Source organism: Ahrensia kielensis DSM 5890 (genome assembly GCF_000374465.1).
GTDB lineage: Bacteria > Pseudomonadota > Alphaproteobacteria > Rhizobiales > Rhizobiaceae > Ahrensia > Ahrensia kielensis.
This window is the reverse complement of the sequence record NZ_KB894530.1, coordinates 429,471-446,868: the sequence shown is the minus strand read 5'-3', so window position 1 is coordinate 446,868 and position 17,398 is coordinate 429,471. Positions and strand designations below refer to the sequence as shown.

The 17,398-nt window shown below is 46.8% G+C and carries 12 protein-coding genes and 1 pseudogene; 9 read left to right on the top strand and 4 right to left on the bottom strand.

Annotation, left to right across the window (positions count from 1 at the left end; translation table 11 throughout):
- Positions 1 to 446: 446 nt before the first annotated feature.
- Both C504_RS0111580 and C504_RS0111575 read right to left on the bottom strand, forming a co-directional pair.
- Positions 447 to 2,078, bottom strand: a complete 1,632-nt coding sequence (locus tag C504_RS0111580; protein WP_156815931.1) for a putative bifunctional diguanylate cyclase/phosphodiesterase — start codon at positions 2,076 to 2,078, stop codon at positions 447 to 449.
- Positions 2,079 to 2,088: 10 nt separating this feature from the next.
- Complete coding sequence (locus C504_RS0111575) at positions 2,089 to 3,861, bottom strand: ATP-binding protein (RefSeq protein WP_018689507.1); 1,773 nt, start codon at positions 3,859 to 3,861, stop codon at positions 2,089 to 2,091.
- A 516-nt stretch (positions 3,862 to 4,377) separates the two neighbouring features.
- Here C504_RS0111575 and C504_RS17785 point away from each other — a divergent pair.
- A pseudogene (locus C504_RS17785) lies at positions 4,378 to 5,272 on the top strand (IS481 family transposase).
- Positions 5,273 to 5,365: 93 nt separating this feature from the next.
- A complete protein-coding gene (locus C504_RS0111560) occupies positions 5,366 to 6,271 on the top strand; it encodes an HAD-IIA family hydrolase (protein WP_018689506.1) in 906 nt (301 codons plus the stop codon).
- Positions 6,272 to 6,520: 249 nt separating this feature from the next.
- On the opposite strand, the gene C504_RS0111555 is transcribed toward C504_RS0111560, so the two are convergent.
- Entirely contained in the window at positions 6,521 to 7,567 is a 1,047-nt protein-coding gene (locus C504_RS0111555) for a substrate-binding domain-containing protein (protein ID WP_018689505.1), read from the bottom strand.
- Between the two features lie 235 nt (positions 7,568 to 7,802).
- Between C504_RS0111555 and C504_RS0111550 the strand changes: the two genes are divergently transcribed.
- From C504_RS0111550 to C504_RS0111530, 5 genes are all read left to right on the top strand, one after another.
- On the top strand, positions 7,803 to 9,080 hold the full coding sequence (locus C504_RS0111550; protein WP_018689504.1) for an ABC transporter substrate-binding protein: 1,278 nt from the start codon (positions 7,803 to 7,805) through the stop codon (positions 9,078 to 9,080).
- Between the two features lie 264 nt (positions 9,081 to 9,344).
- Entirely contained in the window at positions 9,345 to 10,388 is a 1,044-nt protein-coding gene (locus C504_RS0111545) for a carbohydrate ABC transporter permease (RefSeq protein WP_245555172.1), read from the top strand.
- On the top strand, positions 10,388 to 11,542 hold the full coding sequence (locus C504_RS0111540; protein WP_018689502.1) for a carbohydrate ABC transporter permease: 1,155 nt from the start codon (positions 10,388 to 10,390) through the stop codon (positions 11,540 to 11,542). The genes C504_RS0111545 and C504_RS0111540 overlap by 1 nt, the downstream gene beginning before the upstream one ends.
- Before the next feature lie 23 nt (positions 11,543 to 11,565).
- Complete coding sequence (locus C504_RS0111535) at positions 11,566 to 13,206, top strand: alpha-glucosidase (RefSeq protein WP_425393378.1); 1,641 nt, start codon at positions 11,566 to 11,568, stop codon at positions 13,204 to 13,206.
- Between the two features lie 24 nt (positions 13,207 to 13,230).
- Entirely contained in the window at positions 13,231 to 14,319 is a 1,089-nt protein-coding gene (locus C504_RS0111530) for an ABC transporter ATP-binding protein (RefSeq protein ID WP_018689500.1), read from the top strand.
- 269 nt (positions 14,320 to 14,588) lie between these two features.
- On the opposite strand, the gene C504_RS17780 is transcribed toward C504_RS0111530, so the two are convergent.
- Positions 14,589 to 15,179 carry a hypothetical protein gene (locus C504_RS17780; RefSeq protein WP_018689499.1) on the bottom strand — a complete coding sequence of 197 codons (591 nt, stop codon included), beginning with the start codon at positions 15,177 to 15,179 and terminating at the stop codon, positions 14,589 to 14,591.
- Positions 15,180 to 15,624: 445 nt separating this feature from the next.
- Here C504_RS17780 and C504_RS0111515 point away from each other — a divergent pair, with 445 nt between their 5' ends.
- Complete coding sequence (locus C504_RS0111515; protein WP_018689497.1) at positions 15,625 to 16,059, top strand: MarR family winged helix-turn-helix transcriptional regulator; 435 nt, start codon at positions 15,625 to 15,627, stop codon at positions 16,057 to 16,059.
- 55 nt (positions 16,060 to 16,114) lie between these two features.
- Positions 16,115 to 17,038 (top strand): SDR family NAD(P)-dependent oxidoreductase, encoded by a 924-nt coding sequence (locus C504_RS0111510; protein WP_018689496.1) that lies wholly within the window; start codon positions 16,115 to 16,117, stop codon positions 17,036 to 17,038.
- The last annotated feature ends 360 nt before the right edge of the window (positions 17,039 to 17,398 follow it).

Sequence of the window (17,398 nt, the reverse complement as noted above, 5' to 3'; positions counted from 1 at the left end):
AATCGTTCGCATAAGCTTATCCATATTTCTACATTTTCATCTTTCTCAGCTACAGGGGGATGTCGACCTAGAAGAAAAACTTGATAAATGGGAGCGCTTTTTACAACTTCCATCGACCCATAGCATATTCAATGGAACATCACTTACGAAGCAGTTAGGTAAAAGCTATAGTCAACCAATTAAATGTCTTGCGTCGCTTTATTCAGTTTCATTTGCTTAAATAGTTTCTGAAGTCGTTCAGGGAGGCGACGCATTCTTCTTGGTGTGTGGATTTAAGACTCTGTCGTAAGGCAGGGCAAAAAACACTAAGCGCTTTTGCCAAAGCCTCTATCGGAATAAGTTCGCCCTTCGCGCCACCTTGGGTGGTCAGTCATGGAGTGTAATTAATATGGTTTTAAGAGAATTTGAACGAAACATGTGTAGATAAACTTGCAAAGATCGCGTTACTACGATCTCGAATAGTTCACTCTTTTTTGCTCCACACGTGTAGGCTCAGCTGGCTTGCGTAGTTCATTAGTTCGTTCGCTTTTCATGACTGCTTTTTCTAGAACTATCGGTTTAGCGAAGTAATATCCTTGGGCAAGCCGAATGCGGGTAGAGGCTTGTAGGTAAAGAAGCTCTTCGAATGTCTCCACGCCCTCAACAATAATTGACATATCGAGCGCGTCGGCAAGTGACTCTATTGCCTTTAAAACACTCTGGCTTCGCGGCCGTAAATGGATGTCAGTTATAAAAGAACGATCCACCTTAATTTCGTCTGCGGTGATATCAGCCAATGCTGAAAGGGAGGAATATCCGGTTCCAAAGTCGTCGATAGAAACGCGCGCGCCAATGTTTCGGATCATGGGCAAAACTTCCGCTTGAAATTTGCTTTTTTGCAGAAATGCTTCTTCGGTTACTTCAATGATAAATCGTTTTGCCATGCCGGTGGCAACAATTGCTTCAAGAAAACTGCGCATGAAATCAGGCTTGTCTGCTTGCCGAGCAGCAACGTTGATTGAAATGCTAACCTCGGGGCCAAATGCTTCATCAATCGAGTTTCTTGCAGCTGCAATTTCACTTAAAACAAGAAGTGTGATCTCGTCCATCAACCCCAACTCAACAGCCAAGGTTACAAAGTCGCCAGGAGGTTGGATGTCTCCATATTCGTCTCGCCACCGCAAAAGCACTTCTATGCCGACTATTTCATCAGATCTAAAATCTACTTTAGCTTGGTAAGCGCAGCAGAGTCGCTGATCGCGAACGGCCAGCCGTAGCCTTTGCTCCAGTTTCATTCGCTCATTGGAGGCTTTATCCGTATTGGAGTCAAAGAGTTGTGCGCTTCCTCTGGCTCCATTCTTGACATCGTACATGGCCTGATCGGCCTTGGAGTAGAGCTCTTCGAAAGACGCACCATTATCAGGATAAATACTTACTCCAATTGACGCAGATGTTAGGATTTCATAGCCGTCAATAAAAAATGGTTGCTTTAGGCGTGAACTAAATTTCTGAACCAAAAGAGCTATTTCATCTGCGTTTGTAGCAGGAGAGAGCAACAGGACAAATTCGTCTCCGCCTACACGCGCGAGCATATCAGATGGCCTTAGCTCGGCAGAGAGCCTATCAGCTATTTTGGTTAAGAGCTGGTCTGCAATTGTATGGCCGTAATAGTCATTGACGTCTTTGAAGTGGTCCAAGTCAATAAAAGCAAGCGCGAAGCTTGCATTCTCAGCGCCGGTCACTGCAGCGACTGTACGCTCGATCATGCTGCGGTTGGGAAGCCCTGTTAGCTCATCGAAATAAGCTCTCCGGTAGAGGTCATCTTCTAGCTGACGTTGCTCTGTTATGTCGTAGGATAACTTTACATGGCACTCATCTGCACCGATAGGCACTGTCACTTGCGCAATTTGAAGGACGCGCCCCTCCAGCTCAACAATCTCTTGATCGGCAGGCAAACCAGAGTGAACCACTCCGGCTTTGTTGGTGTAATTAAACAGGCCTGACGTCGAGACAGCTGTAATTCCGATAGGAAGCTCATCGACTAACGTGTGGAGTTCGTCATTTACGTGACGCTCCACATTGTGGTTGTTGTTGGTCATGAGGTTGCCGTTACCGTTTGAGAATTTGGCGGCGAGCATCGTTTAGCAAAGACGAAATGTCTTCGCCAGTTGAAGCTTGACTGGTCCTAGAGGAAGACAATCCAGCTCTATTCTCGCCAATGTTGTCGGCCTCTTTTGTCGTGCCGCGCCATCTATCGACAACAGATTTGACAAAATCTCTATCCAATAAGGTATTTACGGGCTTTGAAGAAGAAGGACCGTTGGATTCGCTTCGCGGTAACATGTCTGGTGCAAGGTTCGTAAACGTTAGCCGAGCTGGTACGGGCATCCCTTCACCAAATCCGACAACTTCGCCTGTTCCAAGTGAGGGTATGAAGTCTAAGAGATCGACGCCGGAATCTCCCACGGCTGACCGCAAAAGAGCTTGATCGAGATCATTAGCCATGCGCATCGCGAAGAGTGTATTACACTGAGAAATGATCGTAGGGTCAAGTTCCGCTGGGCGTTGTGATACAAGGCCAAGAAAGACGCCGTATTTTCGGCCTTCCTTTGCAATTCGAGCGAGTGCGTGCCGCGTTGGTCCAAATCCGGACGAAGGGTTGGCCGCCGCGTAGCGGTGGGCTTCTTCACACACGAATAGTAACGGCATTGCCCCGTCGCTCCAAAGACCGAAACCGAATGCAAGGCGGCACAACACACAGACAACGGCATCAGCAACTTCCACCGGAAGACCTGCCATCTGCATGATAGAGATAGGGCGGCCATCTGGCTCAAGTCTGAAAAGCTGGGTCAGAAGATCAACCATTGTGTCTCCACCGACACTGGCATTCTCAAACATAAAACCGTAACGCGGATCATTGGAAATGGTCTCGATGCGCATCAGCAATCGGTGGTAGTTCATTCTTGAGGAACGGTTCTCAAGCTTGCCCATTCTATCATCGATGAGTGATAATAGATCCTGAAGAAGATATGGGACCGGCGTATCAACCGTGAACCCTGAACGTTTTGCATCGATTTTTTTGATGCCAACGCCGCTAGAGCTCGATTTATAATTGAGGTATGTAGTCTTTGCGATCGGAATGAGTTCAGCAAGTATCTCAACTTCCTCTGGCACGGCCGGGCGGCCGCCAAAGATCACGTCTGTCAATTCCTCGAAATTGAAAATCCAGAATGGAAGCTTAAAGTTCTTCCGGTCAATGACGTGGGCCTTTTCTCCGAAGCAACCACTATACTCATTATGACCATCCAAAAGAAAGATGCGAACATCGGGGCGGGCTCGAAGAATTTCGGAAAGAATTACAGCAACACCGCTGGACTTACCGACACCTGTCGACCCCAATATAGCGAAGTGTTTTGAAATTAGGCTATCCACGTCGATATGCGCATCAATCGAGAGGTCGTGGTTTAGTTTTCCAATATTGATCGTACGCTGATCGTCAGGGCTGTAGATGAGCCTTAACTGTTCACCAGTCACCAAATTAGCTTTATCGCCTATCGCGGGATATTCAGAAACGCCGCGCTTGAAATGCAGCTTGCCCTCATTATCGGATATGATCTCGCCTTTTAAAGCAATCTTCGCAACAGCCTTGATGTTCAAGTTCTCGCGGCGCTCAGAACTGCGCGCTGAAACTTCAGTAATCATACCGATTAATTCAACATTGCCCAATTTGATCGACACAAATTTACCAACGGTTGCTCTATCATCACCATCTGGCCAAGGCGCAGGTAGGCCGATTTCCGCTTCGGAACCGCGCGCAGATAAAATATCACCAATTGGAGTGCCATTTTGATGTTCGCGCAATGCTGGTTGTGTAAAAGACATGGTCAGCTGTAGCTCCTATAAAATCTGTAAGGATATAAGTACCACTCAAAAGGTTATATAAATGTTAGTTTATTCATTAGCATTCGAGAGCTGGGCCAAATTTCATCGCTTTTTCCAAATATACGTGAAGTAACATTCAAGATTTGATAGCGGGTGACTTCAAGGTGACTGCTTGTTTGAAATCACGCTGTGTAGGGAACCAATTATCCCTGATTGCGTTTGTAATGTAAGTAACATCACAAAGGAGAGTTCAATGCGTTCAATTCTTTTATGGGCAATCGGAATTCCAATTCCTGTAATTATCCTAATCTACTTTCTGTTCTGATCGTGGGACAGGCTGAGCTTGACCGTCTAACTGGATCAAAACATTGTCTCAGATTACTTAATATGAGTATGGGTGTTCTGGTTCAATAAAGTCCGATTTGGCGACCGATTTTCGGCACTTTATTTGTAGATATCTCGTTACTCGCAGGACATTTCCGTTAAATTCTCTAAACTGGGAAAAAGGAGATGTATATGAACAAGGATCAACGCGAAGTTCATCGCAAATTACGCATTCTTCAGCATGCTGAGGAGATAGGCAGCGTTGTCAAAACATGTAGATATTTCGGTATCAGCCGCTCAGGCTTTTACAGATGGTGCGACGCTTACGCTAAGAATGGCGAAGCTGGCACAATCAACCGCCCATCCATTCCCAAGCAACATTACAATAGGACACCAGTTGAAATCGAAGAAAAGGTTCTTCACCTGCGTCGTAAATATCATCTGGGCCAATTCGTATCGTCTGGTATATGGAACGATATCACGACATTAATATTGCCAATGCGACCGTCTCCAGAATTCTAAAGCGCAATGGAATGAGCAGGCTTCCCAGAGGAATTCGGATTCGCAAAGTTCATACAAAGCGCTACAATAAACAGGTCCCTGGCCATCATATCCAGATGGACGTTAAGTTCCTGACATTCAAAGGGAAAAGAGGTCAGAGAGTTCGGCGCTTTCAATATACGGCTATTGATGATGCTACCCGCGTAATGGCCTTAAAAATTTATGAGAAGCACACTCAGGTAAACGCCATAGACTTCGTCGGTCATATCATCGAAAAATTCCGTTCCGTATCAAGGAAATCAGAACTGACAACGGCCATGAGTTCCAAGCTAAGTTCCATTGACATGTCGAAGATCTGGGTATTCGCCACGCATATATCAAACGCGCAACGCCGCAACTTAATGGCAAAGTTGAGCGATCGCATCGATCAGATGAACAAGAGTTCTATCAGCTTCTCAGCTACAAAGGTGACGTTGATCTCGAAGCCAGACTTGATGAATGGGAAAAGTTTTACAACTTCCATCGGCTGCATGGAGCATTCAATGGAAAAACCCCTTACGAAGCGCTCAGAGAGAAGCTACAATGATCAAATAAAATGTCCTGAGGGTTACAGCACCTTACAGGTAGTAATCGGTGAATTTATTGCCGCGTTTCTGCGTAGCCGTATTTTATAATATCAATGATAGGCACTGACGCACATAACGCATTCAGTGCCTATATATCGGTACGTGATCGCTTGCCGTTTGCAGAATTTCCGACGTCATGGGTGCAAGCGAAAACATTAGAAACAATTGTTGAGCCTTATGATGTCATAATGCTCGATGCTTATGGTGTTTTGAATGTGGGGGAAGTCGCCATTGAAGGCGCAGCATCACGCATTGCCGCACTACGTGAATGTGGCAAAAAGGTAATGGTCGTATCAAATTCGGCCGCATACCCAAAGCCGCGCATGATGGAGCGATATGCGCGACTTGGTTTTGATTTCACACCATCTGAAGTCGTCACAAGCCGTGAGGCTTTGGTGCAATATATTGAGCAATTTAACTCTATGAAATGGGGCATGATGCTGAATGCCTCGCATGGTATCAGCGATCTAGATAGCGTGAATGCAGAATGTTTAATGGATGAGCCGTCCACCTATGATGCGGTTGATGGATTTTTATTGTTCGGTGCAGATGCATGGAGTGATGAACGCCAAGAAATGTTAGAGGGATCGTTACGCAAAAACCCGCGCCCTGTTATCGTCGGTAATCCAGATATGGTTGCTCCGCGGGAAGGGGGGCTGTCACGTGAACCGGGCTATTTCGCGCACCGATTAGCCGATAAGACCAGCGTCAAGCCGCGTTTCATCGGAAAACCATTTAAAGAGATTTATGATTTGGCTCTCTCAAGGCAATCACTGAAACTGGAGCCATCACGGGTGCTGATGGTAGGCGATACATTGCATACTGATATCCTTGGTGGCAGCCAGATGGGGTTTGATACCGCGCTCGTAATGAAACACGGCTTGCTCTCAGGATTTGATGCAGACAAAGCAATCAAGCGTTCTGGCATTGTCCCTAACTTTGTGATCGACGAGATATAATCTTACTGACTTTGGGACGGAGCGTGTACCTGCGAAGGGCTATTCGGCTAGTTCTGGCTGCACGCGCGTTGCAGAAGTGTTGTTACTGGAGCTTTTCGTTTCTAAAGAGCTACGATAATATCTTTTTACGATAACGAAAAATCCTTTGAAACATTTCAGAACTTCGCCAGAAAACACTTGCCCAGACAGTACTGCTGCATCAGAAATCTGTTCGTCGTCAGACACGGAACAAAACCGTGACAAGTCCAGTTATTTTTCTTTGTGCAATTCATTCGGTGCAGGGCCAGTCGACCGTCCAACCGTAAGCTTTGCTTCCAGTAGAGTTTCTGGAGGTGTAGCGTCAGGGTTTGCAATAATGTCTAAAAGCATAGTTGCCAACTTCCTGCCTGCTTCCCGTACGGATGATTGTGTTGTGGTAAATATCGGCACCGTTTCATTGTTTCGGAAATAGGAAAGGCAGTCATCATGGGTAATAATCGACATATCACGACCAACAATTTTGCCGGCTTCTTGAATTGCTCTCAAAGCACCAAAAGCAGTTAGAATTGAAGAGGTTAGAAGAGCTGTCGGTGGATTTTTTAGCCGCATTAGCTTCATGGTCCTATTGAAGCCATCGTGTTCTGTCATTGCGCTTGCAGATACGAGATATGGGTCCAACGTGATGTTACGTGACCGCAGAGAGTTTTCGTATCCTTCTCTTCGCCTGTGGGCAAAGTCCATGTGCTCCAACCCGTTCAATAAGGCTATTCGTCTATGGCCGAGGTCATGCAGAAAATCGGTTGCTCTTTTAAACGCCGACCGATTGTTAACATCCAGCCAAGCATAAGGTGTATCACACTCGGTAGAGCGACCATGAACAATGAACGGCAAACCTAAATCCTTCAGAAATGGAATGCGGCCATCGTTAACAGTTGGGCTTTGAATAACCACTGCGTCAACGAGACTTTGCGCCTTCATATCCCTATAAACCTGATATTCATCCTCGTGAGGTGGTACAATGGATAATATCATCTTGTAACCGTTGGCAGAATATATTTCACCCACGCCTGCTACAAAGTCCCCAAAAACAGGGTTGAGCATTTCATTTTGATTTGATGTCGATATGACATGGCCAATATTAAAGGTCTGTCCTGTTGCCAGGCCACGCGCAGATTTATTCGGGGCATAATTATGTTGGCTAGCATATTTTTGAACACGTTCGCGCGTGCGCTCAGAAACCTCTGGAAAACCGTTGAGCGCACGGCTGACAGTTGTCTGGCTTAGTCCTAGGAGTTCAGAGAGTTCTTTCAGGTTCATTTAAGTGTTGTATTCAAAGCGCTTCAAAAAAACAATAAAGATATTGTTTCTTATGTCGGTGGTTAACACCTATTACAAGATAGGCATTGATTTAAATTACTGTATTTGTTTGCTAATAATTCGCACTTGACAGGATGCCGTAGTTCTCTGTTAGATTAAAGAATCCAAAGCGCTTTGAATAAGTTTAATGCTTGCATTGCTAAGTGGTTGGCAGTGTGTAAATGGGAGGAAAATTATGAATATGGTTATAAAACGTATATTGCTTACCGGTGTCGCATCAATGGCACTAGGCTCAATTGCTCACGCAGAGCAGCTCACTGTATTTGGTCCTTGGCTTGGGCCGGACCAAAAGAACATCGAGACGGTTCTTGCAGATTTCGCAGAAAAATCCGGTCACGATGTTCGATATGTTGGCTCCGATAGCTTTGAACAGCAGATCGTAATTGATGCCGAGGCTGGCTCAGCGCCAAATGTCGCTGTTTTCCCGCAGCCGGGTTTGGCTTCAGGTATGGCTGAGCGAGGGTTCTTGGCCCCGTTGAAAGAAGGCACGAGTGACTGGATTAAAGAAAACTACGCCGCCGGCCAGTCCTGGGTTGATCTTGGAACGTTCAAGAATAAAGATGGTGCCGATGAATTGTTTGGTTTCTTCTACAAAGTAGATGTGAAGTCTTTGGTATGGTACAGCCCTGAAAATTTTGAAGATGCAGGCTATGAAATTCCTGAGACAATGGAAGAGTTGAAAGCTCTGAGTGACCAGATCGTTGCTGACGGCGGAACACCTTGGTGCATTGGCTTGGGTTCAGGCGGTGCAACCGGTTGGCCGGCAACTGACTGGGTTGAAGATATGATGCTTCGCACGCAAGCCCCAGACGTTTACGATAAATGGGTATCTAACGAAATTAAGTTCGACGATCCTGCGGTTGTTGCGGCAATCGAGGAATTCGGTGCATTTGCACGCAACGACGAATATGTTACCGGTGGCAGCGGTGCGGTTGCATCAACAGATTTCCGTGACAGCCCGAAGGGTATGTTCTCTTCACCGCCGCAATGTTATATGCACAGGCAGGCATCGTTCATACCTGCCTTCTTCCCAGAAGGAACTGAAGTTGGCGAAGATGCAGACTTCTTTTACTTCCCTGCCTATGCGGACAAAGATCTGGGAGCTCCAGTTTTGGGTGCCGGCACTTTGTGGACAATTACAAACGAAAATCAGGCGGCTCATGATCTGATCGAGTATTTGCAAACCGTGCCTGCCCACGAAATATTCATGGGTCTTGGTGGGTTTTTGACACCACTCAAAGGTGTTGATTTGGCCAAATTCTCAAGTGAATCAGCAGCAAAGATGAACGAAATCCTTCTTGGAGCAACAACCTTCAGGTTCGATGCCTCTGATCTTATGCCGGGTGCTGTTGGCGCTGGTTCGTTCTGGACAGGAATGGTGGACTACGCAGGTGGTAAAGATGCCCAGACTGTAGCTTCAGATATTCAGAAAAGCTGGGACGCTATTAAGTAGGCTTAGAATATGTGGCAGCCCATTTATTTGGGCTGCTGCGATCCCACCTTTTGGAAACGGTGTTTTACATTATTGCTCGGGGAGGGGCGTAAAATGGAAGCGGCTTATAAGGGAGTACTAACAATATTTTTAGGTGTCGGAGGATGCCTTCTATATTATTACCTGTCGAACCAGTTCCTGGACAAAGTTTTGTACCCTGCAAAGGGAGATAATGCAGGACGAAATATCAACCGTGCAAATATGATCCGTCCCTGGTTGTTTTTAATGCCAGCTATGGTCGCTTTGGGGCTCTATCTTGCATATCCTGTCGTCGCGACCTTGTGGTATTCGGTAACGGATAGAAATCAGGGCGGGGCATTTATCGGTCTGGCAAACTACCAGCAGATGATGAATGAACCGAAGTTTTGGGAAGCAATGCGCAACAATATGTTATGGCTCATCATTGTGCCTGCTGCCTCCACTGCATTCGGCCTGATGGCTGCTCAACTGACTGATCGCATCAGATGGGGATCGATCGCCAAGTCGCTGATTTTCATGCCCATGGCAATTTCATTTGTTGGTGCTGCTGTTATTTTCAAATTAATTTATGACACGCGTCCTGCCGATCAAGCGCAGATTGGTATTATGAACGCCGTTTGGTTGCAATTTGAGGGCGGTGTCGGATCTTGGTTGATCTTGCGCCTGCTGCCTGCTCTTCTCATGCTTTGTGGCGCAGCCATATCTGTTTACACGGCTTATGGCCTATTTAACGCCATGCATAAAAAAGGCGGCGTGATCTTGCGCAGTATCGGTATTCTGGTGCTCGCGTTGATTGCTATTGCGTTTCTTTCACTCGGGGTTGGGGCCCTCACGTCCGTTCATCCTTATGGCGAACCGCAAACATGGTTGACGACACCGGGTTGGAATTCCTTCTTGTTGATGGTTGTTCTCATCTGGATACAAACAGGCTTTGCAATGGTTATTATTTCCGCAGCTTTGCGTGGAATTCCAGAAGAAACAATTGAAGCTTCCATTGTTGATGGCGCTAATCCTTTTCAGGTTTTCTTCAAGATTAAGTTGCCGCAAATCACAGGTACAATCGTGGTTGTTTGGACAACTATCACTTTAGTGGTGCTGAAGGTCTTTGATATTGTTTTCGCCATGACAAATGGCCAGTGGGAGACACAGGTTTTGGCCAATTACATGTTCGATAAATTGTTCCGTGCAAACGACTGGGGTGTGGGGTCCGCTTCCGCGATGATTATCATGCTTTTAGTGAGCCCGATCCTAATTTGGAATGTTTATAATGCGCGCAAGGAGATGAAGTGATGGCTACGATTGCTGGATCAAAATCGAGTCTGACTTGGGCAGTACATATTTCTGTAACAGCGCTTGTTCTTTTATGGCTTTTCCCGACGATGGGGTTGCTTGTCTCCTCGTTTCGAACTTCCGATCAAATTTCTGAGTCCGGATGGTGGCGTGCATTGTTTCCTACAGAACAGAACTTAACTTTGCGTACGGCTGACCCGGACGATGAAGGGGTGCAAGTGCAGACCAATGGAGTTTACGTTATAGACGGAAATCTGTTTGAAGCTGGCAGTGAGGCTACAATCAGCGTGTGGGGAACATCATCGCGCGAAATTGATATTTATAAAGCAGGCGATACCGCAGAACTTAATGACGGTGAGACAATTACTGTTCAAGAAAATGGCGACTATGTTTGGTCTGCTCCTACGGAAATATCAGGGCGCGGGCAGCGTGTATTCGCAACAGCAACGACGCCGCCTGAATTTACGCTTGATAATTATAAAAATGTGCTTTTTAGCGGTGACAGTACGGACAGTATGGCCAAGGCATTTTTTAACACGCTTACGGTTACAATTCCGGCCACGATCATTCCTATCGTCATTGCGGCCTTTGCAGCCTATGCCTTGGCTTGGATGAATTTTCCTGGTCGGGCAATCCTGGTTGCGATTGTAGTTGGACTCTTGGTTGTACCTTTACAGCTTGCATTAATTCCACTTCTACGTCTGCATTTAGGCATTGGAATTGGTAAAGGTTATTTGGGTGTGTGGCTTGCTCACACCGGCTTTGGTCTACCTCTCGCCATCTATCTTTTGCGAAATTATATGGTTGGCTTGCCAAGAGACATTATCGAAAATGCTAGAGTTGACGGTGCCAGCGATTTTGAAATTTTCACAAAAATCATCCTGCCACTTTCATTTCCGGCTTTGGCATCTTTCGCCATCTTCCAGTTTTTATGGACTTGGAATGATCTGCTAGTCGCGAAAGTTTTCCTTATTGACGCGACAGGAGAGACAACGGTCATGACCAATCAGATCGTTGAGTTACTTGGAACACGAGGGGGCAATTGGGAGATTTTGGCTACCGCTGCTTTTGTCTCTATCGCAGTCCCACTACTCGTATTCTTTATGATGCAAAAATATCTGGTACGCGGTCTGCTGGCCGGTTCCGTAAAATAGAAATTAGAAAAAGAATTATGACAATTGCTACAGCACAACGATTAGACAATGCAGCAAACTTGGATTGGTGGCGTGGTGCCACCATCTATCAGATTTATCCGCGAAGCTATCAGGATAGCAACGGCGATGGCATCGGCGACTTGGCGGGGATCGTAAACCGCATGCCATATATTGCCTCATTGGGGGTGGATGCGATTTGGATATCACCGTTCTTTGTTTCTCCGATGAAAGACTTTGGCTATGACGTCAGTGATTACTGCGACGTTGACCCGATGTTTGGTTCACTTGCAGATTTTGATGCTGTCGTTGATGCCGCTCATCGCTCCGGTATTCGGGTGATGATCGATCTTGTGCTCAGCCACACTAGTAAAGAACATAACTGGTTCAAAGAAAGCAGCCGCGACAGAACAAACAACAAAGCTGATTGGTATGTTTGGGTTGATCCAAAACCAGATGGCACACCGCCGACAAATTGGCTTTCTATATTTGGCGGTTCAGCGTGGCAGTGGGATGCTAGCCGTGAGCAATATTACCTGCATAATTTTTTAACGTCGCAACCGGACTTGAATTTTCATAATATGGAAGTGCAAGACGAGCTACTAGATGTTGCAACATTTTGGCTCAATCGAGGTGTCGATGGTTTCCGCTTGGATACAATTAACTTCTATTTTCATGATGCGGAACTAAGAGATAATCCACCGTTGCCAATTGAAGAGCGAAACGCATCAATTGCGCCTTCGGTAAATCCCTATAATCATCAGGCTCACTTGTACGATAAGAACCGCCCGGAAAATCTGGAATTCTTGCGCCGTTTGCGAGCTGTTATGGAGCCTTTTGGCGCTGCCGCCGTCGGCGAGGTTGGGGATGCGCAATTTGGTTTGGAAATTCTAGGTCAATACACCGCTGGCGATGATCTGATGCACATGTGTTATGCCTTTGAATTTCTTGCAAAGGATCAGCCGACCGCCGAACGCATTGTGAGTGTTTTACGCAAAGTAGATGAGGTGGCAAAAGACGGGTGGCCGTGCTGGGCATTCTCAAACCATGATGTTGAACGACACTCGTCACGCTGGAACCTTCCACCATCTGCGCAGCGTATGTTTGCAACTTTAATTATGTGCTTGCGGGGTTCGGTTTGCCTTTATCAGGGCGAAGAGCTTGGTCTGCCTGAAGCATTCGTTGGATTTGATGATTTGCAAGACCCTTATGGCATTGAGTTTTGGCCAGAATACGTAGGACGCGATGGTTGCCGCACGCCCATGGTATGGGTTTCAGACAATCAAAATGGCGGTTTTTCCGAAGGGCGGCCTTGGTTGCCGGTAGCCTCTGAACAGTTGGCAATGTCAGTTGAGGCGCAGGAAAATGACCCTAGTTCGATTCTGCATCATTACCGTAAAGCAATTCAATTCAGACACGCTCACCCTGCGCTAGAGATTGGCGGACACGACAAGTTAAAAAACGATGGTGATGTAGTTTCGTTTGAACGCCATTTGGACAATCAGGTAATTCTATGTGCATTCAATGTGAGCGAAACACCATCTGATTTTGCGCTGCCTAGCGGGGACTGGCAGCCAATAGGCATGGAATTGGGAAGTGCTCAAATCTCTGAAGACGGATTGATACATCTCGGACCTTGGCAGATTTGCCTTAGGGTTAAGCAATAAAATTGGCAACTGGAGGGTAGAGCTATGGCAAATGTAAAACTACAAAATGTAGGGAAGACCTACGGTGGGTCAGTTGTCGTTTTGAAAGATATCAATCTCGATATTCAACAGGGCGAGCTAATTGTTTTTGTCGGTCCGTCAGGATGCGGAAAATCAACATTATTGAGAATGATTGCAGGTCTTGAAAGCATCACCGAAGGCACGCTTGAGATTGGCGGAATGGTTGTCAATGACATCCCTCCCGCTCAGCGTGGCATTGCAATGGTCTTCCAATCCTATGCTCTTTACCCACATATGACTGTGCGTGATAACATGGCCTTTGCGCTTAAACTGGCTAAAAAGTCCAATTCAGAAATTGATGAAGTCATTGCCCGCGTCGCCAAAAGCTTGCAGTTGGAGGAATATCTCGATCGCTTGCCGAAAGCGCTATCAGGTGGACAAAGACAGCGTGTCGCGATTGGCCGGTCGATTGTTCGTGATCCGAAAGTATATTTATTTGATGAACCATTATCCAATTTGGATGCAGCTTTGCGCGTCGCAACTCGCATTGAGATTGCCCAATTAAAAGAGGCGATGCCGGAACGGACAATGATTTATGTGACACACGATCAGGTGGAAGCCATGACTTTGGCATCCAGAATTGTTGTGCTGGCAAATAAAGGCATTGCCCAGATAGGCACGCCTCTGGAACTTTATGAACGCCCGGAAAATGAATTCGTTGCGCAATTTATCGGCTCCCCCGCCATGAACCTTTTGTCGGGTGAGATTACAAAAACCGGCAAGGAAACAACCATCAAATTGGACGGCGGTGGTACGGCAGTTTCTTCAGTTCCAACAAAGGCTGATGACAAAGGGCTTAAAGTAAATATCGGCGTTCGCCCTGAAGATTTGATCGAGACTAAAGGCAATTTTATTCACGAAGGCAAAGTGAAATTTCAAGAAGCGTTGGGGGAGGTAACTCTTTTGTATTTTGAAAAGTCTGGCAATGATGACGGTCTGATTGGCAAATTGCCAGGAATCCGCAGCGGCTTAAGGGACAAAAAAATACGGGTTACTGCCCCGCCGGAAAAAGTACAAATTTTTCATAACGGACAATCACTATACTATCGCTAATTTGTAATGTTTACACGTGGTCTATCGTTAAAGTTAAATGGTTCTTTTGCATTTTTTGCCCATTATACTTAAAGCTCAAGCATGCAACCTCACTTCGTTGCAGCCCAATTGGCATAAGGTTCACGCGGCTGTAGACGCCAAAGGAAGGCCCTTGAGGTTAGCTATCTTCGGAGGATAATACGGACGAAAATCGTCATCCATTGCATGTGCGGCAATGTCCGATGAACGGATACTGCCAAGCAGTTTTCCTTAAGGGCATCCTGTCAATTTCAGCCGATACGTTTGCGTCGCCATATGAACCACGCCAGAAAATTTATCACGAGCAAACTGCTAAATGATGGCACAATTGCCGCCATTCCTGCATCTTGACCAATGGTAACGCTGACAATAACTTTTAGGAGTGTTCCGGCGTTAATAAGTGCTACCCCATACCAAAGATTTCGTTGCCAGAACGCGTAAAACAACAGTCCTAAAAATACAAAAACACCAAAAATCAATACGATTAAGGGCAGCTTATTGTTGTTCGTAAAGAAGAACTGCTTTTCCCATTGCAGATATTCACGGACAGAAGGGGAAACCGTATTGGGTGCATCAAACCAGAATAGGCTAGTAGCCAGAAGAGCCATGAATCCTATGACATGCCACACCTTGCGACGGTAAGCAAAATAGGCTGCCGGGATTATGAAAAGCGGGCGCGAATACCATGAAAATTGGTTCTGATGTCGTCCCCAAACCCACGCACCCATGTCAGCACCTGAGAAATATGCAGCAAAAAAGATAGTAGCCGAATATAACAGGATCAGTCCTATAAACCACAGAACGAGATGATCTAGCGTTTGACGGCCATCTGTATATGACATGTGTTTGTTTCCAAACGAGTATAATTTTTGGTCGGAAATAGCATAGGTTGGCCCACCTAGTCCCACAACCGTTTACTACGTTGCAAAAACGCTTCTTTTGGGAATGGTCATAAACGGCCCAACTCTCGGCTCCCACAAATAACGTTCATAACCTAAGCAATTAATGACAAATTTGGCACTAGCATCATAGCAGACATTAGCTCCATCGCAGGAATATGATAAAGATGGATCTAAACAGAAGTATGATGCAACGCGACATACAAAAAACTGGCTGCGCTTTCGACCCATCGCTGCTTTTCAGTCGGCTTTTACCGTACCTCCAAGCTAGCAACAAATGTAAGGAGTGGTGTTCGATAATGGAGATCAGCGAGCTTGAGGCGCAGCCGCGAGGCATATGATCTAGCCGAGACTGGAAAGCACTGAAAGATTCGTATAAATGAGTCGCATGTCAACGAACATCATTAAACAGGCTGCAGAGCTGCGCCGCGCTATCGGCGCCTTGTCGCTGCGTTTCAAAAGCGCCGAAGCTGAGGTCGGGTCGGGAAAACTCCTCAACCCGTTGGATATGCAGATTCTGTTGTTCGTGTCCGACCACCCGGCCTGCAAGGCCGCCGAAGTGGCGCGCCATCTATTGGTTGCGGCGACGACGATATCCTCAGCGACTGACCGTTTGACACGTCAGGGGCTCCTTTCGCGTGAACGTCCTGAAAAAAACCGCCGGGTGATTTCTTTGTCGCTGACTGTTGCGGGTCAGGCGTATGTATCTGCGCTTTTACAGGTACAGACGGATCACTGCCTGTCCATGCTTGAGAAGCTTTCGCCAGATGAACAGGATCTGTTCATCCAGCTGTTTAGAAAAATTTCACAAAACGATTATTGAACTATCCGAATTTCGTACTATATTCTCTCTATGCAATAGCCAGAGAGATCAAACCATGCCGTCAATACACATTATCACCGGAGCGACATCCGGTCTGGGACTCGCAGTCGCTCGCCTGCTTTCCAATAAAACAGGTGATCTTATCATCGCAGGCGCAAGACGCCCAGAGAACGCGACAGACCTGAGGCTCGCCGTTAAGGCTGACAAGATTGAGGTCCTAGCGCTTGATACGTCGTCGCTGGCATCTGTTCGGGCTTTCGTGTCACAGGTCGTAGAACGCATCGGAAATGAACGGATCGCTTCAGTGATATGTGCCGCAGGACTTCAACCACTCGGGCCAAGACGTATTACGCCCGACGGCTTTGACGAGGTGTTTAGTACCAATGTTCTTGGCCATATCGCACTTGTCGATGGTCTTCGTGATCATCTGGCCCCAAAGGCCGCGATCATCACCATCGGAAGCGGCACCCACGATCCCGCCAACAAGCTGGCGGCAAGGGCCGGATTTCTTGGCGCTGACTTCACGGATGCGAGGGCTGCGGCGACAGGCCAAAGTAGCCGCCAAGATCGGGATGAGCGAGGAAAGGCACTGGACCGCTATGCCACCTCCAAGCTTTGCGCGATCTATCACGCGACAGCCGCCGCAACTGAACACAGCTTCGCGGATGCTCGTATCTACTGCTTTGACCCCGGGCTTATGCCGGGCACTTCGCTCGCCCGCGAACAAAGTGCCGTAGTCCAATTCGTCTGGAAACGGGTGATGCCGGTCTTGCGCTATTTCGTTGAAGGCGTGAGTTCGCCCGAGAAATCTGCTCGGGTCATTGTGGATGATCTCATTCTTAAAAAAGGGCAATTCCCGTCGGGATGCCATGTCGAGTTCACCGGAAGGATTGCCCCAGCCAGCCAGCAAGCAAGTGATCTGGAGGCGGCGAAGCGGTTTCTCAAGGATACGCGTGCTCTCTTGGTTCCTTCGGCCTGACAATGGGGGCGGCATCTGCACGGCTGTTATGTCGACCGCGACGAATTTTTCTCGCGACTTCGTCTTTTGAACGACATCGTTACTGTATAATAATCGCACATAAATGAAGGCAGGCTTTACTATAGGGGATTGCCTGTCTTTGGCTTTCCGATTTAGTCGATGATGCTTTGCATGAACGCGGATTTGACATTTTTTCATGAAAATTTGCGTTCTTGGTGGAAGCCATTTGGCTCAATTATACCAAAAATTTCGTCTATTCATGCTGCCGTTTTCAACCAATTTAGCCATGAATGACATTTTCTAAGTCGTTATAAAATTAAATATTTCCACGACCAGTCGCTAAGCGAATGGCGTGTTCTG